The sequence below is a fragment of the Parasedimentitalea psychrophila genome (assembly GCF_030285785.1).
Taxonomy (GTDB): domain Bacteria; phylum Pseudomonadota; class Alphaproteobacteria; order Rhodobacterales; family Rhodobacteraceae; genus Parasedimentitalea; species Parasedimentitalea psychrophila.
The window spans coordinates 1,125,102-1,150,069 of sequence record NZ_CP127247.1 but is presented as its reverse complement, the minus strand read 5'-3'; the positions used below and the strand labels follow the sequence as shown (position 1 = coordinate 1,150,069).

At 60.1% G+C, this 24,968-nt stretch carries 25 protein-coding genes; 14 read left to right on the top strand and 11 right to left on the bottom strand.

Features of this window, described 5'->3' with window-relative positions:
• The first annotated feature begins 351 nt into the window (after window positions 1-351).
• Together nrtS and QPJ95_RS05500 are read left to right on the top strand one after the other, a co-directional pair.
• Window positions 352-660 (top strand): nitrate/nitrite transporter NrtS, encoded by a 309-nt coding sequence (gene nrtS / locus QPJ95_RS05505; protein WP_270919320.1) that lies wholly within the window; start codon window positions 352-354, stop codon window positions 658-660.
• Window positions 650-1,930, top strand: a complete 1,281-nt coding sequence (locus QPJ95_RS05500; protein ID WP_270919319.1) for an adenylate/guanylate cyclase domain-containing protein — start codon at window positions 650-652, stop codon at window positions 1,928-1,930. The genes nrtS and QPJ95_RS05500 overlap by 11 nt, the downstream gene beginning before the upstream one ends.
• A gap of 12 nt (window positions 1,931-1,942) precedes the next feature.
• On the opposite strand, the gene QPJ95_RS05495 is transcribed toward QPJ95_RS05500, so the two are convergent.
• From QPJ95_RS05495 to QPJ95_RS05475, 5 genes are all read right to left on the bottom strand, one after another.
• Window positions 1,943-2,551: a carboxymuconolactone decarboxylase family protein gene (locus QPJ95_RS05495; RefSeq protein ID WP_270919318.1), complete on the bottom strand. Its 609-nt coding sequence runs from the start codon at window positions 2,549-2,551 to the stop codon at window positions 1,943-1,945.
• Between the two features lie 64 nt (window positions 2,552-2,615).
• Entirely contained in the window at window positions 2,616-3,425 is an 810-nt protein-coding gene (locus QPJ95_RS05490; RefSeq protein ID WP_270919317.1) for an ABC transporter permease, read from the bottom strand.
• Complete coding sequence (locus tag QPJ95_RS05485) at window positions 3,418-4,185, bottom strand: ABC transporter ATP-binding protein (protein ID WP_270919316.1); 768 nt, start codon at window positions 4,183-4,185, stop codon at window positions 3,418-3,420. Before QPJ95_RS05485 ends, QPJ95_RS05490 begins: the two co-directional genes overlap by 8 nt.
• Window positions 4,186-4,297: 112 nt before the next feature.
• Window positions 4,298-5,317, bottom strand: a complete 1,020-nt coding sequence (locus tag QPJ95_RS05480; RefSeq protein ID WP_270919315.1) for an ABC transporter substrate-binding protein — start codon at window positions 5,315-5,317, stop codon at window positions 4,298-4,300.
• 271 nt (window positions 5,318-5,588) lie between these two features.
• The gene (locus QPJ95_RS05475) at window positions 5,589-6,071 is read right to left on the bottom strand and encodes an SH3 domain-containing protein (RefSeq protein ID WP_390923778.1); all 483 of its coding nucleotides are present in this window, start codon (window positions 6,069-6,071) and stop codon (window positions 5,589-5,591) included.
• A 256-nt stretch (window positions 6,072-6,327) separates the two neighbouring features.
• Between QPJ95_RS05475 and QPJ95_RS05470 the strand changes: the two genes are divergently transcribed.
• From QPJ95_RS05470 to QPJ95_RS05425, 10 genes are all read left to right on the top strand, one after another.
• Window positions 6,328-7,314 (top strand): 2-hydroxyacid dehydrogenase, encoded by a 987-nt coding sequence (locus QPJ95_RS05470; protein WP_270919314.1) that lies wholly within the window; start codon window positions 6,328-6,330, stop codon window positions 7,312-7,314.
• A gap of 30 nt (window positions 7,315-7,344) precedes the next feature.
• Window positions 7,345-7,893 (top strand): RNA 2',3'-cyclic phosphodiesterase, encoded by a 549-nt coding sequence (gene thpR, locus QPJ95_RS05465; protein WP_270919313.1) that lies wholly within the window; start codon window positions 7,345-7,347, stop codon window positions 7,891-7,893.
• 60 nt (window positions 7,894-7,953) lie between these two features.
• A complete protein-coding gene (ggt, locus tag QPJ95_RS05460; protein WP_270919312.1) occupies window positions 7,954-9,750 on the top strand; it encodes a gamma-glutamyltransferase in 1,797 nt (598 codons plus the stop codon).
• Between the two features lie 102 nt (window positions 9,751-9,852).
• Window positions 9,853-11,256 (top strand): FAD-binding oxidoreductase, encoded by a 1,404-nt coding sequence (locus QPJ95_RS05455; RefSeq protein ID WP_270919311.1) that lies wholly within the window; start codon window positions 9,853-9,855, stop codon window positions 11,254-11,256.
• A 129-nt stretch (window positions 11,257-11,385) separates the two neighbouring features.
• On the top strand, window positions 11,386-11,700 hold the full coding sequence (locus QPJ95_RS05450) for a hypothetical protein (RefSeq protein WP_270919310.1): 315 nt from the start codon (window positions 11,386-11,388) through the stop codon (window positions 11,698-11,700).
• Between the two features lie 115 nt (window positions 11,701-11,815).
• Window positions 11,816-12,208, top strand: coding sequence for a hypothetical protein (locus tag QPJ95_RS05445; RefSeq protein ID WP_270919309.1), 393 nt, complete (start codon window positions 11,816-11,818; stop codon window positions 12,206-12,208).
• A 233-nt stretch (window positions 12,209-12,441) separates the two neighbouring features.
• Complete coding sequence (locus QPJ95_RS05440) at window positions 12,442-14,940, top strand: GcvT family protein (RefSeq protein WP_270919308.1); 2,499 nt, start codon at window positions 12,442-12,444, stop codon at window positions 14,938-14,940.
• Window positions 14,941-15,271: 331 nt separating this feature from the next.
• Window positions 15,272-15,964, top strand: coding sequence for a phosphatidylserine decarboxylase (locus QPJ95_RS05435; protein WP_270919307.1), 693 nt, complete (start codon window positions 15,272-15,274; stop codon window positions 15,962-15,964).
• Between the two features lie 3 nt (window positions 15,965-15,967).
• On the top strand, window positions 15,968-16,720 hold the full coding sequence (gene pssA, locus QPJ95_RS05430; protein ID WP_270919306.1) for a CDP-diacylglycerol--serine O-phosphatidyltransferase: 753 nt from the start codon (window positions 15,968-15,970) through the stop codon (window positions 16,718-16,720).
• 3 nt (window positions 16,721-16,723) lie between these two features.
• Window positions 16,724-17,350: a class I SAM-dependent methyltransferase gene (locus tag QPJ95_RS05425; RefSeq protein ID WP_270919305.1), complete on the top strand. Its 627-nt coding sequence runs from the start codon at window positions 16,724-16,726 to the stop codon at window positions 17,348-17,350.
• 85 nt (window positions 17,351-17,435) lie between these two features.
• Here QPJ95_RS05425 and QPJ95_RS05420 read toward each other — a convergent pair whose 3' ends face one another.
• The 3 genes from QPJ95_RS05420 to QPJ95_RS05410 all read right to left on the bottom strand — a co-directional run bounded on the left by QPJ95_RS05420 (window position 17,436) and on the right by QPJ95_RS05410 (window position 19,581).
• Complete coding sequence (locus QPJ95_RS05420) at window positions 17,436-17,771, bottom strand: carboxymuconolactone decarboxylase family protein (RefSeq protein ID WP_270919304.1); 336 nt, start codon at window positions 17,769-17,771, stop codon at window positions 17,436-17,438.
• A 74-nt stretch (window positions 17,772-17,845) separates the two neighbouring features.
• The gene (locus tag QPJ95_RS05415; RefSeq protein ID WP_270919303.1) at window positions 17,846-18,505 is read right to left on the bottom strand and encodes a DUF938 domain-containing protein; all 660 of its coding nucleotides are present in this window, start codon (window positions 18,503-18,505) and stop codon (window positions 17,846-17,848) included.
• Complete coding sequence (locus QPJ95_RS05410; protein WP_270919302.1) at window positions 18,505-19,581, bottom strand: NAD(P)/FAD-dependent oxidoreductase; 1,077 nt, start codon at window positions 19,579-19,581, stop codon at window positions 18,505-18,507. The genes QPJ95_RS05415 and QPJ95_RS05410 overlap by 1 nt, the downstream gene beginning before the upstream one ends.
• 203 nt (window positions 19,582-19,784) lie before the next feature.
• Here QPJ95_RS05410 and QPJ95_RS05405 point away from each other — a divergent pair, with 203 nt between their 5' ends.
• Together QPJ95_RS05405 and QPJ95_RS05400 are read left to right on the top strand one after the other, a co-directional pair.
• A complete protein-coding gene (locus QPJ95_RS05405; RefSeq protein ID WP_313851512.1) occupies window positions 19,785-20,264 on the top strand; it encodes a hypothetical protein in 480 nt (159 codons plus the stop codon).
• Window positions 20,257-21,492, top strand: coding sequence for an HlyD family secretion protein (locus QPJ95_RS05400; protein ID WP_270919301.1), 1,236 nt, complete (start codon window positions 20,257-20,259; stop codon window positions 21,490-21,492). Before QPJ95_RS05405 ends, QPJ95_RS05400 begins: the two co-directional genes overlap by 8 nt.
• A 256-nt stretch (window positions 21,493-21,748) precedes the next feature.
• Here the strand turns inward: QPJ95_RS05400 and QPJ95_RS05395 are convergent, their stop codons facing one another.
• The 3 genes from QPJ95_RS05395 to QPJ95_RS05385 form a co-directional block, all read right to left on the bottom strand.
• Window positions 21,749-22,822: a BMP family ABC transporter substrate-binding protein gene (locus QPJ95_RS05395; RefSeq protein WP_270919300.1), complete on the bottom strand. Its 1,074-nt coding sequence runs from the start codon at window positions 22,820-22,822 to the stop codon at window positions 21,749-21,751.
• Between the two features lie 69 nt (window positions 22,823-22,891).
• Window positions 22,892-23,812, bottom strand: coding sequence for an ABC transporter permease (locus QPJ95_RS05390; RefSeq protein ID WP_270919299.1), 921 nt, complete (start codon window positions 23,810-23,812; stop codon window positions 22,892-22,894).
• Between the two features lies 1 nt (window position 23,813).
• On the bottom strand, window positions 23,814-24,896 hold the full coding sequence (locus tag QPJ95_RS05385; RefSeq protein ID WP_270919298.1) for an ABC transporter permease: 1,083 nt from the start codon (window positions 24,894-24,896) through the stop codon (window positions 23,814-23,816).
• Window positions 24,897-24,968: the final 72 nt, after the last annotated feature.

The window sequence follows — 24,968 nt, the reverse complement described above, 5'->3', positions numbered from 1 at the left end:
CTGCACCTTTGATGATCCCATATTGCCGCGCAGGTCTCGTGGAGACCGACTCTCGCGGCAAACATTATGGCCTCATGTAAAACAAGCAGCCCCGACGTTCAATTGCCTGTGGCAATAATTGCCTGAACATATTGACGCGCTTTGGTTTGGCGATGCAGAACCCGCCGCGCGGGCCACGGCAATGGAGGGTATCCGATCGCGGTTTTGACACCCCATTGGGGGGGGTGGAATTTTGTTCATGCTTTTTTGAACAGCTTCTTTAGACTGTCTGAGCAGCTTGACTCTGACCGACAGACTGATGGCTGGACCAGACCAGAACGCAAACCAGTGTTTTACGCAGGGGGCAGGAATATGACCAAGTCTAAGGTGACGCAGCGGACAGAACCCGGCGTATTGCACATGGTGTTGGGCGATGGAACGCCGCAAAAGGCACTGGCAACTGCGCTTGTCGTGGGCTCGGCTCTGACTTTGATAAATCACGGAGATCAGCTATTTGGCGGTGAATTTCCACCTGCCTGGAAGGTGCTGCTGACCTATTTCACACCCTATTGTGTCACCACTTGGGGCGCGGTCACCGGCAAGCGGGCACAATGGAAGCTGGATTTTGCCCCGGGCCGCGCAGACCGGCGCCAGAAACCGGAGCATGACCATGAAAGTTGAAGATTTTTTCAACCAAAGCAATATCGTCGAGCTGAGCTTTTTCAACTTCAGAAATGCCATCACGGCGGCCTATTACGCCAATCAAGACTTTGAAATCCTCAAGGTGAACGAGAATTTCCTGCGCTTCTTTCCGGTGCTGGGCAATGTCTCAAACGCCTATTTCCCCGATGTGCTGGAGCAATTGGGGGTGCCCGGAGCGCAGATTGATACCTGGATTTCCGGCATTCGCGAACAGGGCTCGGTGCGGATTCCCGAAATCCATATCACCGACAACGGCAACAGCCGGGTCTTTGCACTGATGTCGACACGCACCGAAGATGACAGCTTTTCCTATTTGAACGGTATTCAGGGTCAGTTTGTTGACCGAACAGACGAATGGAACCTGCGGCACGAGCGCGAGGTATTGCTGGAACAGAAAATCCGCGATCGCGAGATCATCGAAGAGAAAAGCGCTCAGCTGCAGCATCTGGCCAATCGGTTGGCAAAATACCTGTCACCGCAGATCTACGACAGCATATTTTCAGGCAAGCAGGACGGCAGTATCGCAACCAAGCGCAAGAACCTGACCATCTTCTTTTCCGACATCGAACAGTTCACCGACCTGTCCGAAGCTCTGGAGCCCGAGCGGCTGACGATGGTGATCAATTCCTACCTGTCCGAGATGTCGCTGATTGCGCTCCAATGTGGCGGCACCATCGACAAGTTCATCGGCGATGCGGTGATGGTGTTTTTTGGCGACCCCGACAGTGACGGCGAAGAGGAAGACGCGCTCAAGGCGGTGGAGATGGCGATGCGGATGCAGCAACGTGTGGGCGAGCTGCAAAGCCATTGGAAAAAGCTGGGGGTGCCCAAACCGATGAGGGTGCGAATGGGGATAACCTCGGGCTATTGCACGGTTGGCAATTTCGGCTCGGACCAGCGGCTTGATTACACCGTGCTGGGGCGGCCGGTGAATCTGGCGGCCCGGCTGGAGGGGCTGGCCGATCCGGGCAGCGTGTTGATCTCGGACAGCACGTTTAGTCTGATTTCTGAACATGTGGCCTGTGACTCTGTTGGTGAGGTAAACCCAAAGGGGTTCTCGCGCCCTGTTGAGGTTTTCAAAGTGCTGGAGTTCCGATCCGCCGCGCACCGTGACCGCTTGCAGCGGCGACGGTTGTCGCGCAGCGGCGATCATGTGGAGGTCAATGTGATCGACAGCAGCGATATTCGTGCCGCTATCGAAGAGCTGCGTCGCATTCAGCTAGAGTTCGAACAGCAGTTGGGGGAATAAGACCTGCGGCTGCTAGCTGTGGCTCCAGTCCTCGGGGTTTGCCGATTTGTTGGGGGACAGGCCCAGAATGTCGCCCTCGGTCGAGCAACCCAGCCCCAGCACAGTGCGGTTGGCATAGTTGAAATAGGCGGTGACCTGATTGATCTCCAGCACCTCGCCATCGGTATAGCCGGCCGCGCGCAGTTGCAGCACGATGTCCTGGGTCATGCCGCCGGGATCGCGGGTCAGCTGGCGGGCATAACCCATAGCCAGCCTCTGGCCCTCGTCCAGTGGCGCGGCGGATATGTTGCGGGTCTCGATCGCCGCCCGCAGCGCATCTGCCCTGGCATCATCCTGCAACAACCGCTTCAGCCCCGAGAAATGGTGCTCGACGCAATAGTCGCAGTCGTTCAGGCGGCTGACCCAGACCCCCAGCGTTTCCAGGAACCATTTGGGCACCGTATTGCCGGTGTGATGCAGCACGTATTTGTAGATCGCCATGTGCCCCTCCATTGAATGGGGGCGCAAGGAGTGCATCATCATGATGTTGTCGACGTTGTCATCAGGGCCTTTGACCCGGTCATACAGCATCTTCAGCTTACCCACTGCGTCGGTGTAGGGGATGGTTTTGATCCAGGCCATGAGGTGTTCCTTGTCATACTATTGTTGAAGGTCAGGCGCGCCCGGCCTATCGGCCGGGCAAAACCTAAACCCGCCAGCGCAGCAACCGCCGCTCGATCATGCCGATGCAGGCACTCAGCGTCACCCCCAGAATAGACAGGATGGCGACCCCTACAAACAACCGTTCCAGATCATACAGCGAGCCGGCCTCAAGGATATAGGCGCCAATGCCATATTCCGCGCCCAGCATTTCAGCCGCGACCAGCAGGATGATGGCAATGGCCAGACTGATGCGCAGCCCCGACAGGATGCCGGGCATGGCGCCGGGCAGGACGATCTTGCGAACAATCGACCACCAGCTGAGGTTAAAGCTCTGCCCCATGCGGATCAGGCCGCGGTCCACATTGTCCACCGCGCCGTAAGTGGCCACCACCGTGGGGGTAAAGGTGCCAAAGGCGATCAGCGCGTATTTTGAGCCCTCGTCGATGCCAAACCAGATCACGAATAGCGGCAGCAGGGCGATCTTGGGGATCGGGAACAGCGCCGCCACCAGCGGCAGCAACCCGGCCCGCACATAGGAAAACAGCCCGATCATCACCCCCACCGCGATGCCGACACTGGCGCCCAGGGTGGCGCCCACCAGCAGCCGCGACAGCGACACGCTCAGATGTTTCCACAGCAGCCCCGAGCTATAGAGCTCGCCAAAGGTCTTGAGCACGTCCGACGGCTTGGGCAGGGTCAGCGGGGTGATGAAGCCGGTCTGGGTGCCAAGCTCGGCCAGGGCAATCAGCGCCATGAAGACGGCAAGCCCGACCCCACGGCGACCAGTGGGGGCAAAACCGCCGCCGCGAAACGGCACCTGGTGCATTTCATTGTGGTTTGACAGCTCAGACATCTATCAGCTCCGCATCTGCCGCCCGCGCTTCATCGCGCATCAGCTGCCACAGGTATTTCTGTTTTTCGTCCATCTCGGCATTGCCCAACCCGCGCTGCTCCAGAGGGGTGTCCAGATGCACAATTTCGCGGATCTGACCGGGGCGACGCGACATCACCACGATGGAATGGCCCAGACGCACCGCCTCGGCCAGGTTGTGAGTCACATAGACCGCCGTGAACGGCGTGCGGCTCCACAGGGCGATCAGGTCATCCATCAGCAATTCACGGGTCTGGCTGTCCAGTGCCGACAGTGGCTCGTCCATCAGCATTACCGCCGGGTTCACCGCCAGCGCCCGGGCAATGGCCACCCGTTGTTTCATGCCGCCGGACAGTTGCTTGGGCAGGGCCTCGGCAAAATCAGACAGTTTGGTGCGGGCCAGCACATCGCGGATGATCTCAGCCGCCGCTTTGCCGCGAATGCCGTGATCCTCCAGCACCAGCGAGATATTACCACGCACCGTGCGCCAGGGCAGCAGGGCAAAGTCCTGAAAGATATAGGTCAGCGGGTTCAGGCAATCGGCCGGAGGGGTGCCGAGCTGATGGATCTCGCCCGCGCTGGGCCGCTCCAGCCCGCCAATCAGCCGCAGCAGGGTGGATTTGCCGCAGCCCGAGGGGCCGACAATGCAGACAATCCGCCCGGATGGGATCTCCAGCGAGATGTCGCGCAGAACTTCGGTTTGATCGTAGAAATGGCTGACGCCAGAGAGGCGAATGTCCATGGGTTATGGTCCTGTGGGCATTAGGGCGGCGCTTGACCTTGGGGAGGTGCAAAGCGCCTTCCCGTGGGGAAGGTCAGGCGCCGCCCGACCTATCGGCCGGGCGAAAGAGTAGTCAGCCCAGTGTCTTGACGTAGCTGCTGTCGACAACTGTTTCCAGCGTGATGTCACTGCCCACCAAACCCTCGGACTGGTACCAGCTCAGCTGATCCTGCAGCGATGCGGTGTTCAGCGCCGCACCCTCGTTCAGCCGCATGGTGCCGTTGATGATCGACTTGGCAGCCTTTTCGCGCGGGCGGTCGGCGTAGACGTATTTGTGGATCAGATCGACCATCTCGACCACACCGTCGTCACCGTGGGCGTGGTCGATCATGGTGGCGTTGTAATCCGCAACACCCCTTGAGAACCCGGCCAGGAAATCGCCGGTCATGCCGCGTTCATCGGCTGCGTTCTTGGCCGAGGTGAATACGGTGGTGACCTGATAGTCAGGGATATAGTCGGCGACATTGCCGATGATATGGACCTTGCCCGAGCCGGCCAGCGGTTTGGCGATATGGGGCACGATGGACCAGGCGTCTATCTGGCCCGACTTCAGCGCACCGATGATGGCGCCAACCTTTTGCAGCGGCTTGAAGGACAGCGAGATACCCTCGGCTTGCGCCAGTTTGGAACCCATGTAGTGGAACGAGGATCCGGCGCTGGTGATGCCATAGCTTTTGCCGTCGAGCATCGCCGGGCTGGTCACGCCGGCCTGGAATGCCGCGTCCGAGACCAGGTATTTCTGACCGTCGATGCCGGCTTCTTCGGAGAGCGCGCCACCGATGATCTTGATGGCGCCCTTATCGGCCAGCGACACCAGACCGCCAGACATCGCAGTCACCGCATAGTCCACATCGCCCGAGGCAATCGCCACAGCCATTGGGGTGGAGGCCTGAAAGAACTTCAGCTCGACATCCAGACCGGCCTGTTTGAAGTAATCCCGCTGTAGCGCGATAAAGCTGGCCGAGTGGCTGGTGAAACGCAGCGCGCCGACGGTGATCTTGCGGCCCTGCGACAGTGCCGGAGTTGACAGGCCAGCGGCGGCAATGGTGCCGCCCATCAGTGCCAGTGCCTTGCGGCGGTTCAATGAAATCATGGTTTTCCCTCTCAGAGTGGTCATCCTTGCCGCGACGTATCGACCGGTCAGTCGCGATAGTAATTGGCCTTATCTTGACCGCAGCGATACCGGAGTCAATCGGAGCTGTCGGGAAAGCCAATATCGCTTCATTTGACGTCACAGCCGTGCGATTGCCGCACGAAACGGCCCCTGCAGAGGGCACGACAGAGGGCACGACAGAGGACGCGGCGGGTGGTGACGCTTACGGCGACAGGCTGACGGGGACAAGACGGGGAAAAGACGGGGAAAATCAGTCGCGCAACTCTTGCGGAGTGACGCCCCACAGCTTGGCCTTTGGCACCCAGCCGCGATAGCCGCCGGCTGAAATACGGCACCAGTTCGGCGAGCACGCCCCAAGGCGGGCCACCACGCCCAGCTCAAAGGCGGCGGTGACCGGCGCGTTCTTATTGGGTTGTGCGCGAACGGTCAGCATGTCTTCCTCGATCAGCACCGTGCGGGTGCCCGACAGCAAGGCATAATGCACCCAGCCGCCGACGCCATCGCGGTCACGGACCCGGCGCCAATGGCCGTATTCGGCGGTGATTTCCAGCGGCATGTCGCGGCGTTTGAACACCCAGTCTATCCGGTGCGTCAGCGACGGGCCCCGCCGCACGTTGCCCTCTGATGCCTTCATCGACACAAAGCGGGGCAGCGGCAGGTTGGTCACCGAACCCCGCGGATGCTCGGGCGCCGGGTTGCCAGCCGAAAGGCAGAGGGAGGGCATCAGCAGCATGCATAGCGCTGCCACCCATAGGCGCAATCTGGAAACCGAAACTGTCACTGCCCGCTGCTCGCTCTTGTCATTGTTGCCCGTAATCCACCGCGCCAGATGCATTTCTTGCCGTTGCCTCTGCCGGGGGTCCCGCGGGCTGGTTCCAGAAAACTGCGTCACTTGGCGTCGATGAGGTGCAAGGGTTCTTGTGCCCTCTGCCATCCTGCGCCACGATGGCACAAAGCAGGCTAGTTAGAAAAGCTATGGGAGTGGATCAGTGGCAAGAGAACGTCTGAGTGTTGTCGTAACGCGACGGTTGCCGGAACCGGTCGAGACGCGGTTGAGCGAATTGTTTGATGTCACTCTGCGTAGCGAGGACACGCCCTTAAGCCGGGCGCAACTGGTCGAGGCGATGGCAACGGCGGATGTTCTGGTGCCGACGGTAACGGATGTCATTGATGCCCGGTTGCTGGGGCAGGCGGGTGAGCGGTTGAAATTGATCGCTAATTTTGGTGCCGGGGTCGATCACATTGATGTGGATACCGCCCGACAGCGTGGCATTCTGGTCTCCAACACCCCCGGTGTTCTGACCGATGATACCGCCGATATGACCATGGCGCTGATCATGGCTGTGGTGCGTCGCATCCCCGAGGGTCTGGCCATCATGCAAAAAGGTGACTGGCAGGGCTGGTCGCCGACGGCACTGCTGGGCGGTCGCATGGCTGGCCGCCGGCTGGGCATTTTGGGGATGGGCAGCATTGGTCAGGCGGTGGCCCGCCGGGCAGCTGCCTTTGGTATGCAGGTGCATTACCACAACCGCCGCCGCCTGCGCAGTGAGACCGAGGCCGAGCTGCAGGCCACCTATTGGGAGAGTCTCGATCAGATGGTGGCGCGGATGGACGTTATCTCGATCAACTGCCCATCGACTCCCTCGACGTTTCACCTGATGAACGCCCGCCGCTTGAAGCTGATGAAACCGGATGCGGTGATCGTCAACACCTCACGCGGGGAAGTGATCGATGAAATGGCGCTGACTCGGATGCTGCGCGCAGGCGAGATCGCCGGCGCGGGTCTGGATGTCTATGAGAAGGGCACCAACATCAACCCACGCCTGCGCGAGCAGCCCAACGTGGTGCTGTTGCCGCATATGGGATCCGCCACCGTTGAGGGTCGGATTGAGACCGGTGAAAAAGTGCTGTTGAACATCAAGACATTCGAGGACGGCCACCGGCCACCGGATCAGGTGGTGCCGGGGATGCTCTGATCCGCAGCGGATACAGCAGGGGGAAACGGGATGCGTGCCTTTGTGGCGATTGAGCTGCCTGAAGACGTTACCTTTGCCCTGTCACAGCTGAGCCTGTCCCTGCCGGTGGGGCGGGTGATGGCGGAGGAAAACCTGCATCTTACCCTGGTGTTTCTGGGCGATCAGTCCGAGGCGCAACTGCAAGAGCTGCACCATGAATTGGCAGCTATCCCGGCGCCGCAGTTTGAACTGGGCTTTGACGGGCTTGGCTGTTTTGGTGCGGCAGCGCCCAAGATCCTCTATGCCCGCATCGCCGAAAGTCAGGCGCTGAGCGATCTGCATCAGCAGTTGCGCCGCGCCGCCCATCGCGTCGGCATTGTGCTGGCCCGGCAACGCTACAACCCGCATGTGACGCTGGCGCGGTTCGGGCGTGGGTTGTCCTGGCGCGAGACCGAGCGTCTGGAGGGGTTTATCGCCACCCATTCTCAGGTGGATCTGCCGGGGTTCTCGGTTGCCGGGTTTTCGCTGTTTCAGTCCAAACTGCACCGCGACGGCGCTATTCACGAGCAAATGGCAAGTTACGGGTTTAAGTTCCAATAAGGTTCAGTTCTGTGTCAGATCGCTCTAGGCTCCCCCTATTCGTTTTGGATGGAGGTCATTATGCGTCACGTTTTTCTAGCCCTGCTGGCCAGTACAGCAATTGCAACTCAGGCATTCGCTCAACAAGCGGCGGACGGTGTTGCCCCGGAAGCTGCAACAAGCGGAGCCTTCGAGGCGCTGTCGCCTGCTGTGGCGGCCTCGCTTCAGGCCAAACTGGCAGGTCAGCCAGTACAGGCCGACAACTGGATGATCGCCGCCGCCAACCCGCATGCGGTTGAGGCCGGCGCTGCGGTGTTGCGCGCCGGTGGCTCAGCGGCGGATGCGATGGTGGCTGTGCAAGCGGTGCTGGGACTGGTGGAACCGCAGTCCTCGGGGTTGGGGGGTGGTGCCTTTCTGGTCTGGTATGACGCTGCCAGCGGCAAGCTGACAACGCTGGATGGCCGCGAAACCGCGCCGCTGGCGGCAACGCCTACCCTGTTTCAGGATGAAAATGGTGAGCCACTGAAATTCTTTGATGCCGTTGTAGGTGGCCGTTCGGTTGGCACCCCCGGCACCCCGGCGCTGATGGAGGAGGCGCACCGCCGTTGGGGCCGCGCAGAATGGTCTTCGTTGTTCGAGGCAGGAACCCGGCTGGCTAAGGATGGGTTTACCGTGTCGCCACGTCTGGCCGGTTTGATTGAACGTGACGCAGACCGGCTGTCGCGGTTTTCACGCACGGCGGACTATTTCTTCCCGGATGGCGTCGCGCTGCAGGCGGGCGATCTGCTGATCAATAAGGACTACGCGCATACATTGGGCGTTTTGGCAAAGAAGGGCGCAGACGGCTTTTATTTTGGCCGGATTGCAGATGAGATCGTCGGCGCAGTGACCCATGCACCGGGCAACCCCGGTGTTTTATCGTCGATGGATATGGCGCTGTATCAGGTGAAGGAACGCGAACCTGTCTGCGTGAGTTACCGCGCCTTTGAGGTCTGTGGCATGGGACCACCGTCGTCCGGGGCGCTGACCGTCGGTCAGATTTTGGGTATGGTCGGGCAGTATGATCTGGCAGCGCTGGGCGCTGATAATCCCGAAAGCTGGCGGTTGATCGGCGATGCCTCGCGGCTGGCGTTTGCGGATCGGGGCCGCTACATGGCCGATAGTGATTATGTGCCGATGCCCACAAACGGTCTGCTGGACGCCGAATACCTGACCCAACGGGCCGCCTTGCTATCCGGTGATGAGGCGCTGGCCGAAGTGGCCCCAGGGTCGCCCGAGTTTGATCATGCGCAGGTCAATCCATTGTGGGCTGATGACGAGTCGATCGAGCTGCCGTCGACCTCGCACATCTCGATCGTTGATCAATATGGCAATGCGCTGTCGATGACGACAACCGTTGAAAACGCCTTTGGCTCGCGCCTTATGGTGCATGGGTTCCTGCTCAATAATGAACTCACCGATTTCTCATTCCGCAGCCACCGCGATGGGGTGCCGATTGCCAACCGGCTGGAACCGGGAAAACGGCCCCGTTCGTCGATGGCCCCAACGATTGTGATGCAAGAGGGTAAGCCGGTGCTGGTGATCGGATCCCCTGGCGGCAGCCGCATCATCGGCTATGTCGCCAGTTCGATCATTGCCTGGGCCGATTGGGGGCTGAACATACAGCAGGCGGTCGCCTTACCCCATGCGGTGAACCGGTTCGGCAGCTATGATCTTGAGGAGGAGACGGGTGCCGCCGAAATGGAAACAGCGCTGACCGGATTGGGCTATGAGGTGAAGCTGCGCAGCCTGAATTCGGGGCTGCACGCGATTGAAATCGGCGATCACTTGTTGGGCGCGGCTGATCCCCGCCGCGAAGGCATCGCGCTGGGCGAATAGGGGCAGCTACCGGGGGTTGGGTATTGAACTGCCTTGCGGCAGTGCCTTAAACTTAACCTGTGAAGTTGTGGCACTCGGGTGCCGCCTAAAAGGAGACTATCTATGGCGCATGCAACCGCCCTTCCGCGCAACGAGGCCGGGATCAAGGCCGCCATCGGCGTGCTCAAGCAGCTCTTTGGGGATCGCTTGCAAACCGGCGCGGCGATCCGCGAGCAGCATGGCCATACCACCACCTGGATCGAAAACCAGATGCCCGACGCGGTGGTCTTTCCGGCTGACACAACCGAGGTGTCGCAGATCGTCAAAGCCTGCGCTGAATACGGCGTGCCGATCATTCCCTTCGGCACCGGCACCTCGCTGGAGGGCCATGTGAACGCCCCCGCCGGTGGTATTTCCGTCGATACCAGCCAGATGAACAAGATCCTGGCGGTACATGCCGAGGATCTGGACGTTGTGGTGCAGCCCGGCGTCACCCGTGAACAGCTCAATACCTTCCTGCGCGATCAGGGCTTGTTCTTTCCCATTGATCCCGGCGCCAATGCCTCGCTTGGTGGCATGGCAGCAACCCGGGCCTCGGGCACCAATGCGGTGCGCTATGGCACCATGAAGGACAACGTCATGGCGCTGGAGGTGGTGATGGCGGATGGCACGGTGATCCGCACCGCGCAACGGGCCAAGAAGTCCTCGGCGGGTTATGACATGACGCGGCTGATGGTCGGATCCGAGGGCACCCTGGGTCTGATCACCGAGCTGACGCTGAAATTGCAGGGCATCCCCGAGGCCATCAGCTCGGCCCGCTGTTCGTTCCGCAGCATAGATGACGCCTGCCGCGCGGTGATGATGACGATCCAGTATGGCATCCCGGTTGCCCGCATCGAGCTGCTGGACGAGATGAGCGTCAAGGCCGCCAATGCCTATTCCAAGCTGGAACTGCCGGAAACGCCGCTGTTGCTGCTTGAATTCCACGGATCCGATGCCGGCGTTGCCGAGCAGGCCGAGACCTTCAGCTCCATCGCCGAGGAGTTCAACGGTTTTGACATCGCCACCACCGCATCCACTGAGGAGCGCAACAAGCTGTGGCAGGCGCGTCACGATATGTATTGGGCCAGTTTGCAGATCCGCCCCGGAGCCAAGGGGATCTCCACCGACGTCTGTGTGCCGATCTCACGGCTGGCAGAATGCGTTGTGGCCGCGCAGGAAAAAGCTGCCGATATGGGACTGCTTTCCCCCATTGTCGGCCATGTGGGTGACGGAAACTTTCACTGCCTGCTGCTGATTGATATCGACAACGCAGAAGAGCGCGCCCGCGCCGGTGACTTCGTTTCCTGGTTGAACCAAACGGCGATTGCGATGGATGGAACCTGCACCGGAGAACATGGCATCGGTCAGGGTAAGCGCGGCTATCTCAAGGCGGAATTGGGCGAAACAACCCGCTATATGGCCGCAATAAAGGTGGCTCTGGACCCGGATAACATCCTCAACCCCGGCAAGATCCTGATTGATTAAGGGTTATTAGTCGTCCCCTTGTACCGCCCAGGTGGCGCGATGTGCGCCGTTGCAACCTGCCATAATTTTGCACCGGATCACCCTGTACCAGATGGCGCAGGGTGAGGGTGCCATTTTGGGAGCAGGCAGATGGGGTTGCGGAAATCATTGGGGATTGTGGCCTTCTGCACCCAGGCGGTGGTGGCTGTGGATTATAACATGCAGAGCCAAAAGGCCGGTCTGGGCCCCGGTGAGCTGAGCATGAAGGCCTATAGTGTCATTGTTCAGGCGCGTTATAACCGACCCGCGGCACCGGGGGCGCGTGCTGGCCCTCAGTTCGACCCCCAGTTCGACCCCCAGTCTGGCCCCCAGTCCGACCCCGCTACAGGCGCCGGGGCGCCAGGCAGCGCGGCGGCGCCGACCCCCATCTGTATCCGCCGCGCCGCCGCGCTGACCTGTCAATAGCGCCCGCAGCAAGTCAGTCAAAATGCCTTGCCCGCGCCGCATTAATGTCGAAGTTTTCAAGCATATAGCCCTCGGGATATAACCCTTACCCACCGCGCCTTTATGGAGAATCCTGATGGCGATTGCTCAGAATATCTGTTTTGCCGCAACCTGTGGCCTGGTCGTTCTCGGCGCTGATTACACTCAGCAGTCGCGCCGCGCCCAGATCCCCGTTGGCCAGATGGGGGCGGTGCAGTATGCCAGCCTGTTCAGCAGGCGCTTGGCAGCGATTGAGGGCGTTTCCAGCATCAACCTGTCCGCCATTGCCGAGATGACCCCGGACTGGGTGCCCTCCAGCGCAGCAAAGCCTATCGACCCAACGGTGCCGCAGCTGATGACCAATCCAGATCAGCGCCAAGACAGGATCGGTGTCCGCGTCAACAAGGGGCTGGCCGGCGCCACAGCGCGCGCCACTTCCCACCGCGCTGCTGGCGGCTGCGTCCGGCGCGGCACCATCCTGAACTGCTAAGGCGCCTCCATAAATACAAAAAATTCCCGCGGCTTTGCGGTTGTGGCAGCACAGAGTCCCGCGGCTTCTTTTTGCCAAAAATACTCAAATCCCAACAGCCCCCCGGAAAATATACCGACGAATGGCCTGTGAGGTCGGTTTTGCCGGTTTATGCGTCGGATGGATTTGGCCCGTGACCTTTGGCTTGGGCATAACGGTACCAAAGCGAGTCATATTTGTCGGAGAACGGCCCCATGAAAACTCAAGTCAAAGCCCTGGTCATCGGTGGCGGTGCCGTTGGTACCTCGATTGCCTATCACCTGGCCAAAGCAGGCTGGGACGACGTCATGCTGCTGGAGCGGGACGAGCTGACATCAGGCTCAACCTGGCACGCAGCTGGCCTGCTGCCGCTGTTCAACATGTCCTATGCGACAACCCATATCCACAAATACTCGGTCGACTTCTACAAGTCTCTGGAAGAAGAAACCGGTCTGAACGCTGGCTTTGCGGTGGTCGGCAATCTGCGCATGGCGCAAACGGACGAGCGGATGGACGAATATAAGCTCTACGCTTCGACCGCTGAAACCTGCGGCGTGCCTTATGAGTGGCTCACCCCGGACGAGATTAAATCGCGTTGGCCACTGATCAAGACCGATGATCTGAAAGGCGCGATCTATCACGCCACCGATGGCTACATTAACCCGGCTGATATGACCCAGGCGATGGCCAAAGGGGCCCGTCAGCGCGGTGTGGAAATCGTGCGCAGGATGCAGGCGGATGCGGTTCACTGGACCGGCACCCATTGGGAAGTCACCTGTACCAAAATGGTCGAACAGGGCGGCAATCTGGTGCCCTCGGACGAACAAGTGGTGATCACCGCCGAACACGTGGTGACTGCATCGGGCAACCACTCACAGCGCACCGCCAAGATGTTGGGCATCAAAATGCCTGCGATCCCGGTTGAACACCAGTTCATCGTCATGGACCAGGATCCCGATCTGGTGAAATACCGCGCAGAGGGCCATCCCGAGCACCCGGTGATCCGCGATGCCGATGCGCAGTCATATGTGCGCGAAGAACGCGGCGGCTGGATTCTGGGGGTCTATGAAAAACACGCGCCGGTCTGTTTTGAGCACGGCGTGCCCGACAGTTTCCGCGCTGACCTGTTCCCGCTGGCGCTGGATCGCATCGAAGAGCAATATATGGCGATGATCCACCGTATTCCCTCCTGCGAGGAATCCGGTCTGAAAGACGACTTTAACGGCCCGATCTGCTACACGCCTGACGGCAACCCACTGGTGGGGCCGGCCCCCGGCCTGCGCAACATGTGGCTGGCCGAAGGCTTCTCGTTTGGCATCACCGCCGCCGGTGGCACCGGCTATTATCTGGCCCAGATGATGGTTGACGGCGAAGCCGAGATCGATATGGCAAGCCTGGATCCAAAACGCTATTCCTCCAGCTGGATGACCACCGAATTTGCCGCCCGCAAGAACGAAGAATGCTACGAGCACGTCTACACCCTGCACCACCCGGACGAAGAGCGCCCCGCCGCGCGCGGCCTGCGCACCTCGCCGGCCTATGACCGCCAGAAAGAGCGCGGCGCGCAATTTGGCTGGGTCAACGGCTGGGAACGCCCGAACTACTATGCGCCGCTTGGCTTCAACGACGAGGCGTCGCGCAGCTTCCGTCGCGGTGGCTGGTGGAAACATGTGGTCGAAGAGGCCAAGGCAATCCGCGAGGGTGTCGGCCTGGTTGACGCCACTGCGTTCACCAAACACGTCGTCAAGGGCCCCGGTGCCACTCAATTTCTGGACTGGTTCACCTGCAACAAGCTGCCAAAAATCGGCCGCATCAACTTGACTTATGCGCTGACCAACTTTGGGACCACCCGCACCGAATACACCATCGTGCGCAACGGTGAGAATAACTACTATCTGGTCTCGGCTGGCGCCTGGACCGAATACGACGCCGACTTCCTGCGCAAGGCCGCCGAAGACAAAATGGAGGAGTTCGGCTATATCGAGATCCAGGATGTCACCACCCAATGGGGCGTCTTTGCCATCGCCGGCCCCAAATCGCGTGATGTGCTGAAAGAGATCATCGTTGATGCGGACCCGGACAGCGCCCTGTCCAACAAACGCTTCCCATGGCTGTCGGCGCGTCAGATAGAGCTGGGCATGTGCCCGGTCAATGCGATCCGTGTGGCCTATACGGGCGAGCTGGGCTGGGAGCTGCACCACCCGATCGAGATGCAGAACTACCTGTTCGACCTGCTGGAAAAGGCCGGTGAGAAACACGGTATGAAGCTGGTTGGTGCGCGGGCGCAGAACTGGCTGCGGCTGGAGAAGTCCTATCGCGCCTTTGGCACCGAGCTGGGCCGTGATGCCACCCCGGCCGAGGCAGACCTGCCGCGCTTTATCGACCTGTCCAAGGACTTCCACGGCAAGGAGGCCATGGTCGAAACCGGGGTGCGGGTGAAATGCTGTACCCTGCTGATTGACGGCCCGGCGGATGCCGATCCCTGGGGCCGCGAAGTGCTCTATACTCCTGAAGGTGAGCGGGTTGGTCGCCTGACCTCGGGCGGCTATTCGGTGGCTTTCGAGAAATCGATCGGCATGGGCTATGTCAAACCCGAGCTGGCGGTGCCGGGCACCCGGCTGAAGGTTAAGATGCTGGACCAGTTGTGGGATGCCGAGGTCACCGCCGACAGCCCCTATGACCCCAAAAACGCAACCATCCGGGTGACGGGCTGACCACAAAACTCTGAGTGGGGGGAGCCGCCGCAACCCGGCTCTCCCGCCCGTCCGCGTCAGATTGAAAATCTGCCACCTCCCGTTGGGCCAAGCAGGCCGCGCCTTTGGCGCGGCCTGCTTGGCCCGTGGCGACGCGCATCGCGCGGCGCAATGCCTGTTCTTTTTTGCAACCTTTTTAAATATCTTTGCTGTTTGTCGCTGCTCCGCGTAAACGGGGCTAAGCAAAATCAAGCGCCTGGCCGTCGGCAGCGCATAATTTGGATATTCGTGTTGTACCTCCCGTAGGGGTGGGCAAAAAGCGACTATCCCCCACCAAAAGGCGACATGCTCCATGCGGATGCGCGATACATTTATTAAACCGATGCACCCCGAGGGCCGCAAATTCGTCGCCATTTTTGCGGCAATTGCCTTTGTGTTGTTTCTGCTGGCGGATTTCCTGGGCTGGATTGGCGTTGGTCTAACGGTCTGGTGCTATTATTTCTTTCGCGATCCCAAGCGCGCCACGCCGACCCGCGAGGGGCTGCTGGTCAGCCCGGCGGATGGCATTGTGTCGCTGATCGAAAAGGCGGTGCCGCCTGCGGAACTGGGGATGTCCGATCAGGCATTGACCCGCGTCAGCGTGTTCATGAGCGTGTTCAACTGCCACGTGAACCGGACGCCAATCGCGGGCAAGATCCTCGCCATTGGCTATCGCCCGGGTAAGTTCCTCAACGCCTCGCTGGACAAGGCAAGCGTCGATAACGAGCGCAACAGCCTGTGCATCGAAATGGCTGATGGCCGACAGATCGCTGTGGTGCAGATCGCTGGTCTGGTGGCCCGCCGGATCGTTTGTTTCGTCAGCAAGGGGCAGCTGATGCAGACCGGCGAGCGATTTGGTCTGATCCGCTTTGGCTCGCGGCTGGATGTTTACCTGCCCGAAGGTGTGGAGCCGCTGGTCAGCTTAGGTCAAACCATGGTGGCGGGTGAAAGCGTGATTGCCGATTTCACCGCGCAGGAAGCCGCCCGTATTGCCCGGACTGGATAAGCCATGAGTGACCGTTCCCATAGCCCAAGAGCTGATCTGCCGATTGTGCACCTGCTGCCAAACCTGTTGACCTTTGCCGCCATTTGCGCCGGTCTGACGGCGATACGGTTTGGCTTTCAGGGTGATTTTGAACGGGCGGTCTATCTGATCCTGCTGGCCTGTGTGCTGGATGGCTTTGATGGCCGTCTGGCCCGCTTGCTCAAGGCGCAGTCGCTGATCGGAGCCGAGCTGGACTCGCTGGCTGACTTTCTCAATTTCGGCGTCGCCCCGGCACTGATCCTATATGTCTGGGGGCTGCAGGACATGAGCCGGGCAGGTTGGATCGCAGTGCTGGTCTATGCGATCTGCTGCGTGTTGCGTTTGGCCCGCTTCAATGTCTCCAGCAAGTCGGGCGACGATACAGTGGACACGTCCTATTTTGTTGGGGTGCCCTCCCCGGCAGGCGCATTTCTAGTTATGTTGCCGATGTTTGTCTCATTCCTGTTCCCGGAGATGCCATCGCTGCCGCCGTTGCTGATTGCGTTATATACGGTGGCTGTTGGTCTTTTGATGATCAGCCACATACCGACCTATTCGTTTAAGAACCTGGCGATCATGCGGGACAAGGCCAAATTTGTGGTGCTGGGAGCAGTGCTGCTGGTGGCCGCTTTGTTGACCTATCTCTGGGCTACGCTGGTATTTCTGAATGTTTTGTATATTTTAAGTATTCTCTGGGCCCTGCGTGCGTCCAGGAAATTGAAGACAAAGCAAGGGTAGATCATGGACATCAATGCAGTGAAGACCTCCTATGCGAGGTGGGCACCGGTCTATGACAAGACGTTTGGGGCGATCACCAATGTCGGCCGCCGCCGTTCAGTTGCCTATGTCAATCAGCGCAGTGGCGGCAAAGTGCTTGAGGTTGGGGTCGGAACCGGAATGGCCTTGCCGTTTTACGATTCAAGAATGAACGTCACGGGCATCGATTTCAGCGATGACATGTTGGAAAAAGCCCGCATCAAAGTGCGCAAAAAAGAGCTGAAGCACGTCACAAGCCTGCAACAGATGGATGCGCGCAATCTCGACTTTCCGGACAATCATTTTGATACCGTGGCGGCCATGCATATTGTCTCGGTGGTGCCCGAGCCCGAGCGGGTGGTGTCGGAAATGGCGCGGGTCTGCAAGCCCGGCGGTCATATCGTGATCACCAACCACTTTGCCCGCGACAAGGGCTTTCTGGCGGCGGTTGAGCGGTTATCGGCACCGTTTTCAAACCTGCTGGGCTGGCACTCGGATTTTGACGTCAGCACAGTATTGGGAGAGCCGTGCCTGTCGGTGGTCGAACGTAAATCCCTGCCGCCAATGGGCATGATGACTTTTCTGGTGCTGGAGAAATCCCAGGCGGCGTGATCATGCCGCGCGTTGGATTTTAGATAGCCCCCTGCGCGTCCCGTTAGAGAGGGCGCGCAGGGGGCACCGGCCATGTGGTCGGTTTTCAGGTGGTCAGCTCATCATAGCAGGTCATGGCTTTGGCGGCGTACATCATGGCGGGGCCGCCGCCCATCTGGATCGCCATCGCCAGCACATCGGCAATTTCATCGCGGCTGGCATCGGCCTTGATCAGCGCCTCGATGTGCAGGCCGATACAGTCTTCGCAGCGCCCGGTTACCGCGATGCCCAGGGCCACAAACTCTTTGGTTTTGAAGTCCAGAACACCCCCCTGTTTGACCGCCTTGCCCAGCCCGCCAAAGGCCTGGGTCACCTCGGGGATGGCGCCGTTCAGAGTACGCAATCCTTTGCGAGTGTCTTTCAGTTTGTCCTGCCAGCTCATGTCTGATCCTTCATATTACACATTCCAGTTGATGAATGCGTAGGGCCGAAATCTTCGCGCCTCTTTGATCCAGATCAGATTGGTGACTTTTTTGATATCAGTGCCAGATTGTTGGCAGGCATCTCGACGGTTTCGAGCACATCCAGCCCTGCGTCCTGCAACCAGCCTATGGTCTCAATATCATCCTTATAACCGGTCTCGGGGTCATGGGCGGTCAGGCTGGCGTGAAAGGCTCTGTCGCCATCGCTGGTCAGCGCGGATCTGCGCATGAAGGGGCCGTAGATCAGCAGGCGGCCATCTTCCGCCAGCGCCGTTGCGGCCTCAGAGATCAGGATGCGGGCCTCGCCTTCGCTGATCAGGTGCAGCAGGTTGCTGAGCACGATCAGATCCTGCGACCCATTCAGCTGGCGGCCCCAACCAAGTGAGGTGGCGTCCAGCGCGCGGGCGGTGAGGATGTTGCCCAGATCGGCCTCGCGGGCATAGGCGTCGATGCTGGCGCGGCGCGCTGCGTCGACTTCGGTGGGTTGCCAGGTCAGGCCGGGCAGGCGGCAGGCATAGCCCACCACATGCTGGCCGGTGCCACTGGCGATCTCTAACGCGCGCCCCTGCAGCGGCGCCACCCGCGCTAACAGATCCCCCAGCGCGCCCATGTTGGTGGCGGCCGAAGGAGCAAACAGTTTGCCACCCTCAGGCGTGGCGACCGAGGCACTGCCGGGGACTGATCGGATGGGCATCAGCGAAACCGGGCCGGTGACAATTGCGCGATGATCTCGGCCCCTAGTTCGGGTGTGCAGCCTGCGACCAGGTCGGCCACCAGCCGGGAGGCGGCGGGGGCGGTCTGGAAGCCATATCCACCCTGCGCCGCGCTCCAGATAAAGGACGGCTGATCCGGGTCTGGCCCCAGCACCAGCGCCTTGTCCGGAGCAAAGCTGCGCAGCCCGGCCCAGTTGTTTTCTACCCGTGTCACCGGTTCAGTGACCATCTCTTCGTAGCGGGCCAGCCCCTCGGCCAGCACCATGTCGTCGGCATAGGCGTCATGCGGCGTGACCAGATCCGCATCAGCGGGAGAGACCAGCCACTTACCGGCGTCCGGTTTGGCGTACCAGGCCTCACCCACGCCCATCAGCATCGGCCAATTGGTCACATCATGCCCCCCCGGAGCGGGCAGCCGGGCCATGGAGCGGCGCAGGGGAGTGATGCCGATGGGGGCGACTCCGGCCATGACTGCAATCTGATCGACCCAAGCTCCGGCGGCGTTGACCAGCTGGCTGGCCTCGTAGACCGTGCCGCCCGCGGTGACTTGCCAGCCGTGGTCGGTCTTGCTGATGGCGGTGACCGCTGCCTTGGTGATCACCTGACCGCCAGCCGCACGCACCACCCTGGCGAAATCCTGGATCATGCGATCTGTATCAAGATCCAGCGCATCCGAATGAAGGGCGGCCTGCGTCACCCGGTCCGGGTTCAGGATCGGAATATGCGACAGGGCCTCGTCCATCGAGATCTGATGCAGGTTCAAAGCGACCAGATCGTCGGCAAAGCCCTGCGCCTGATGCGCCGCCGCCACCAGCAAAAGCCCGCGCGGCGTCAGATAGCCGCCATTGGCGCTGTGATGATAGTTAGCGCTGGCGCGGTTCAGCGCAACGGTGGACGCATTGCCGTAGTTCTCTTCGAACATCGCCGCCGAGCGGCCCGAGGCGTGATAGCCTAGTGCCTCTTCCATCTCCAATACGGTGACGGTGCCGTGCTCTGACAGCCGTGCCGCCGTGCTGATGCCGGCGATACCGCCGCCGATAACGATGAAATCAGTCATGCATTTGGTCCTGTTAGTCTAATCTGTCAGCCGCAGTGGCATCCACAATTGCGGGTTTCACGGAGCATGGCATGGCCATTCCAGTTGAGAAAGCCAAAAGCGGCCAATCCGGGCGAGACCAGTTTAATCTTGGTTTTTGAGTGCACCTAGTGCCAATGTGTTGCAAAGAAATAGTTAGTTTGATTGATTTTGGAGGAAGAGCTGTGTCCACAGACATTACTACCGCCACCCACGCCATGGCGACCGCGCATATACCGGGGTTTCTGCCGGGCGCGGATGGCAGTGACCCGCTGTTCACCGGGATGGTGGTGTTTACCATTTTACTGGTGATGGTTATCGGGTCATTTTACTTTAAATTGCACGCAATACCCGAGCATATGGCACATGCGGACAATCATGCGCAGATGCAGGTGATTGGCATTTTGGCGCTGTTGGCGCTGTTTACCCACAATAATATGTTCTGGGTTCTGGCCCTGCTGGTTGCAGCCTTTCGGATGCCGGATTTCCTGACGCCCCTGCAGTCGATTGCGGGCTCTCTGGACTCGTTGAACAAACGTGAGCAAGCGGCGGTTGAGCTGGACAGCTCGGCAGCACCGTCTCAACAGCCCGCGCCGCAACAACCGTCGCAGGAGCAGCCACAGACGCAACCACAGACGCAGCCGCAAGGAGACACTCATGCTTGAGCTTTTGTTCTGCTCGATTCTGACAATTTTGCCGGATTTCCTGTTTCGCCGCTATGTGCAGGGCAAGCGGATTGGGCAAGAGATCAACCTGTTCTCGGTCTGGTTTGAGTTGCGCTGGGGCATTACCGCCTGCGCCATCCTGACAATCTCGCTGATTACCACGATCTTTTATTACCACCCGGCCACCACCAGCGTGGCGAATTATTTCCGCACCGTGACCATCCTGCCGGAAAAGGGCGGCCGGGTGAGTGACGTGCAGGTTATAAATAATCAAATGGTCAAAGCGGGCGACGTCTTGTTCCGGTTGGGTGATACCAGTCAGCGCACCGCTGTCGCGACCTCACAGGCCCGGATCAAAGAGGTCGAGGCGCTGCAAGCGGTGGCCGCCACCGATCTGGCCGCCGCCGAGGCCGGCATAGATCAGGTCGAAGCCTCGCTTAAGCAGGCAAACGATGATCTGGCGCGGAACCTTGAGTTGAAGGACCGCGGCTCCAGCGCCGTGCGCCAGACCGAGATCGACCGGTTGCAAAACCTGGTTGGCCAGCGCGAAGCGCAACTGGACGCGGCCAAGGCCAGCAAGGCAGCGGTTGAAACCAACATCGGCGTGCTGATCCCGGCACAGCGGGCCAGCGCAATTGCGGCCCTGGAACAGGCCGAGGCGGAGCTGGCCAAGACCATTGTTTATGCCGGTGTGACAGGCCGGGTTGAGCAATTTTCGCTTCAGGTCGGCGATTATGTGAATCCGATCCTGCGGCCTGCCGGCTTGCTAATTCCTGACGAGTTCACCGAGCGGGACCGTTTTGCGGCGGGCTTTTCTCAGTTGACGGCCAATGTGATCAAGCCGGGCATGTATGCGGAAATGGGCTGTCTCAGCAAACCGTTCACCATCATCCCGATGGTTGTGGTTGGTATACAAAGCGTGATTCCGTCGGGTCAGATGCGCCCCACAGACGCGCTGCGTGATCCACAAGACATCGGTCGCCCCGGCACCATTACCGTCTTCCTGGAGCCGGTTTATGAAGGTCAGGCAGCCGATATCCTGCCGGGCAGTACCTGTCTTGCCAATGCCTATACCAACAACCACGAAAAGCTGGCGGATCCAGATCTCGGCACTGGCGAATGGCTGTTCCTGCATATGGTGGATACGGTTGGTATCGTTCACGCGCTGTTGCTGCGGATCCAGATGCTGATGCTGCCAGTGCAGAACCTGGTGTTCTCGGGGCACTGATCGGCGCGGCACAGTGATGCGTATAAGATAAAGCAAAACAGGCCCCCTTATGTGGGGCCTGTTTTTTTGACCTTCAGGCCGATGGGACATCCGTGACATCACCCCGGATGCATTTGCATAATGTACCATGAGGTCTCGGGCCGCTCCGTTGACGCCGGTAAATACCTGTGTCGGCGGCTGATCTGGCTGTCAGGTGGCGCGCATGAAAAAGGCCCGCCAAATTGACGGGCCTTTCCTAATTCAATGGGACAGACGCTTACTGCGGGATGTCGCCTTCGATGCCTTCAACAAAGAAGTTCATGCCAGCCAGGGTGCCATCGTCAGCGGTTTCGCCGTCGGCCAGCCAGACCGAACCGTCCTGCTTGTTCACTGGACCGGTGAAGGCGTGGTAGGAGCCGTCAGCCAAAGAGGCCTGCAGAGCCAGCGCGGCGGATTTCACGTCAGCAGGAACCGCATCCGAGATCTCGCCGATGCCAACCATGCCAGCGCCGATGCCATCCCAGGTGTCTACGCTGGTCCAGGTGCCGTCCATCACAGCCTGGGTGCGGGCCAGGTAGTAGGGCGCCCAGTTGTCGATGATCGACGAAACCCGAGGCTTGGGGCCGTACTCGGACATATCCGAAGCCTGACCAAAGGTGATCACATTGCCAGCAGCCTGTGCGGCGGCCTGTGGCGCGGTTGAATCGGTGTGCTGCAGGATCACGTCAGCGCCCTGTTCGATCAGCACCTTGGCGGCGTCAGCCTCTTTGGCCGGGTCGAACCAGGTAAAGGCCCAGACGATTTTGAACTGAACGTCAGGGTTGACCTTTTTGGCGTGGATATAAGCCGAGTTGATGCCGCGGATCACTTCGGGGATCGGATAGGAGCCGATATAGCCGACGATGTTGCTCTCGGTCATGCTGCCAGCGATGGTGCCCTGAACGGCGCGACCTTCATAGAAACGTGCCGAATAGGTCGATACGTTGTCGGCGCGCTTATAACCGGTGGCGTGCTCGAATTTCACATTGGGGAATTTCTTGGCCACGTTGATGGTGGGATCCATGTAACCAAACGAGGTGGTAAAGATCAGATCGGCCCCTTCCAGCGCCATCTGGGTCATCACCCGCTCGGCGTCCGGACCTTCGGCGACGTTCTCGACATAGACGGTTTCCACCTTGTCGCCGTAAGCCTCTTCCACGGCCAGACGGCCCTGGTTGTGCTCATAGGTCCAGCCGCCGTCGCCGACGGGGCCGACGAAGACAAAGCCCACTTTGGTTTTGTCGGCAGCCACCGCAACGGTGGCCAGACCCAAGGCCATCGCGGCGCTGGTCAATAGAGTAGTCAGTTTCATAAAGGTTTCCCCCAGTTGGTTTTTGTTTGGCCCCCGGCAAAAGGGGGCAGGAGAGTGCGCGCCCCGCAGTTAGCGGGAGGCGTGGAAGTTGCGGCCCAAAGCGGCTGGTGCGCTGCTTTTGTCGGCGGAAAGAATGACAAGTACAATGATTGTAATCACATAGGGCGACATTGCCAGATATTCGACCGGAATGGCAACGCCTGCCGCCTGCAGATTAAGCTGGACCACGGTGACGCCGCCAAAAAGATAGGCTCCCAGCAGCGCACGCCAGGGTTTCCAGCTGGCAAACACCACCAGCGCCAGGGCAATCCAGCCCACCCCGGCAGTCATGCCCTCGGTCCACTGCGGCACCCGGATCAGGCTGATATAAGCGCCACCCAGACCAGCACAGGCGCCACCAAACATGATCGCCATAATGCGAATGCGGATCACCTTGTAGCCCAGTGCATGGGCGGCGTCGTGGTTCTCACCCACCGCCCGCAGCACCAGTCCGGCGCGGGTGAATTTCAGCAGCGCCCAGACGCCAGCGGTCAGTGCAATGCCAAGATAAAGGATCGGATCATGACCAAACAGGATCGGCCCTATCACCGGCAGATCGCTCAGCAGTGGAATGTCCAGCTTGCCCATCTGCGGTGGCCGGATGCCCACATAGCTCTGCCCCAAAAGCGCCGACAGGCCGAGACCAGTCAGCGTCAGCGCCAGCCCCGAGGCCACCTGATTGGCCTTTGCCACCTGGGTCAGCAGCACAAACAGCAGCGAGAACACCGCGCCCGCCACCGCCGAGGCGACAAAACCCAGCCAGGGTGAGCCACTTTCAACAGCAATGGCAAAGCCGCTGACCGCACCGATGATCATCATGCCCTCAACGCCAAGGTTCAGCACCCCGGATTTCTCCACCACCAATTCGCCGATAGCGGCCAGCAGGATTGGGGTTGCCGCCACCATCAGCGAGGCGATCAGCAGGACGGGATTAATTGCGCTCAAGTCCATCTCACGCCACCTCTACTTTGCGCAAACTCACGCGGAAATTTGTCAACAGGTCCAGCGCCAGCAGGAAGAACAGCAACATGCCCTGGAACACCTGGATAGCGGCTGAGGGCAACCCGAGATTGGATTGCGCGATGTCGCCGCCAATATAGGTCAGCGCCATCAGCCCGCCAGCCAGCAGAATGCCCACCGGATGCAATCGGCCCAGAAAGGCCACGATGATCGCGGTAAAGCCATAGCCGACGTTGAAATCAATGCTGATCTGCCCGGCTGGCCCTGAGACCTCGAACAAGCCGGCCAAGCCGGCCAGCGCCCCTGACATGCCCAAGCATAGCAGGATCAGCCGCGCCGGATTGACCCCGGCAAACTTTGCCGCGCGCGGTGCCTCGCCGGTCAGCCGGATATGAAACCCCACCATATGCCGGTTCAGCAGCACATAGGCAAAGATCACTGCGATCAAGGCTGCGACCACCCCCCAGTGCATGCCGGATCCTGCGATCAGATCGGCGTTGAAGGCACTCTCATAGCTCTGCAGATTGCGCGAGCCGGGAAAGCCAAAGCCTTCGGGGTTCTTCAGAAACCGCAGCGAGGCCGAGGCCAGCAGCTGTTCCGCCACATAGACCAGCATCAGCGACACCAGGATCTCGTTGGTGCCAAAACGCACCTTCAGAACCGCCGGGATCATCGCCCAGATCCAGCCCCCCAGCGCGCCACCGATCACCATCAGCGGGAAAATATACCAGGCTTCATAGGGATAAAACGCCAGCCCAACCGAGGCGCCGACAATGGCCCCCATGATATACTGACCCTCGGCGCCGATGTTCCAGATGCCGGCCTTGAAGCCGAGGCTCAAACCAATGGCAATCAGCACCAGCGGCGCCCCTTTGATCAGCAGTTGCGGCCGGTAGTAAAAGGCAAACTCGCCAAACAGCGGTTCCCAGAAAATGGTCCGGATCGCCTCGACCGGATCCTTGCCCAGTGCTGCAAACAACAGACCGCCAAACAGCATTGTTGCCAGCACCGCCACCAGCGGCGTCGCCAGCGACCAGGCCCGCGACGGCTGCGGCCTCTTCTCAAGCCTGATCATGTCGCGGCCCCCTGCTTCTTTTTGGGTTTCTTTTTGCTAAAATACTCTCGCCGAAGGCGATCCTGTGACGCG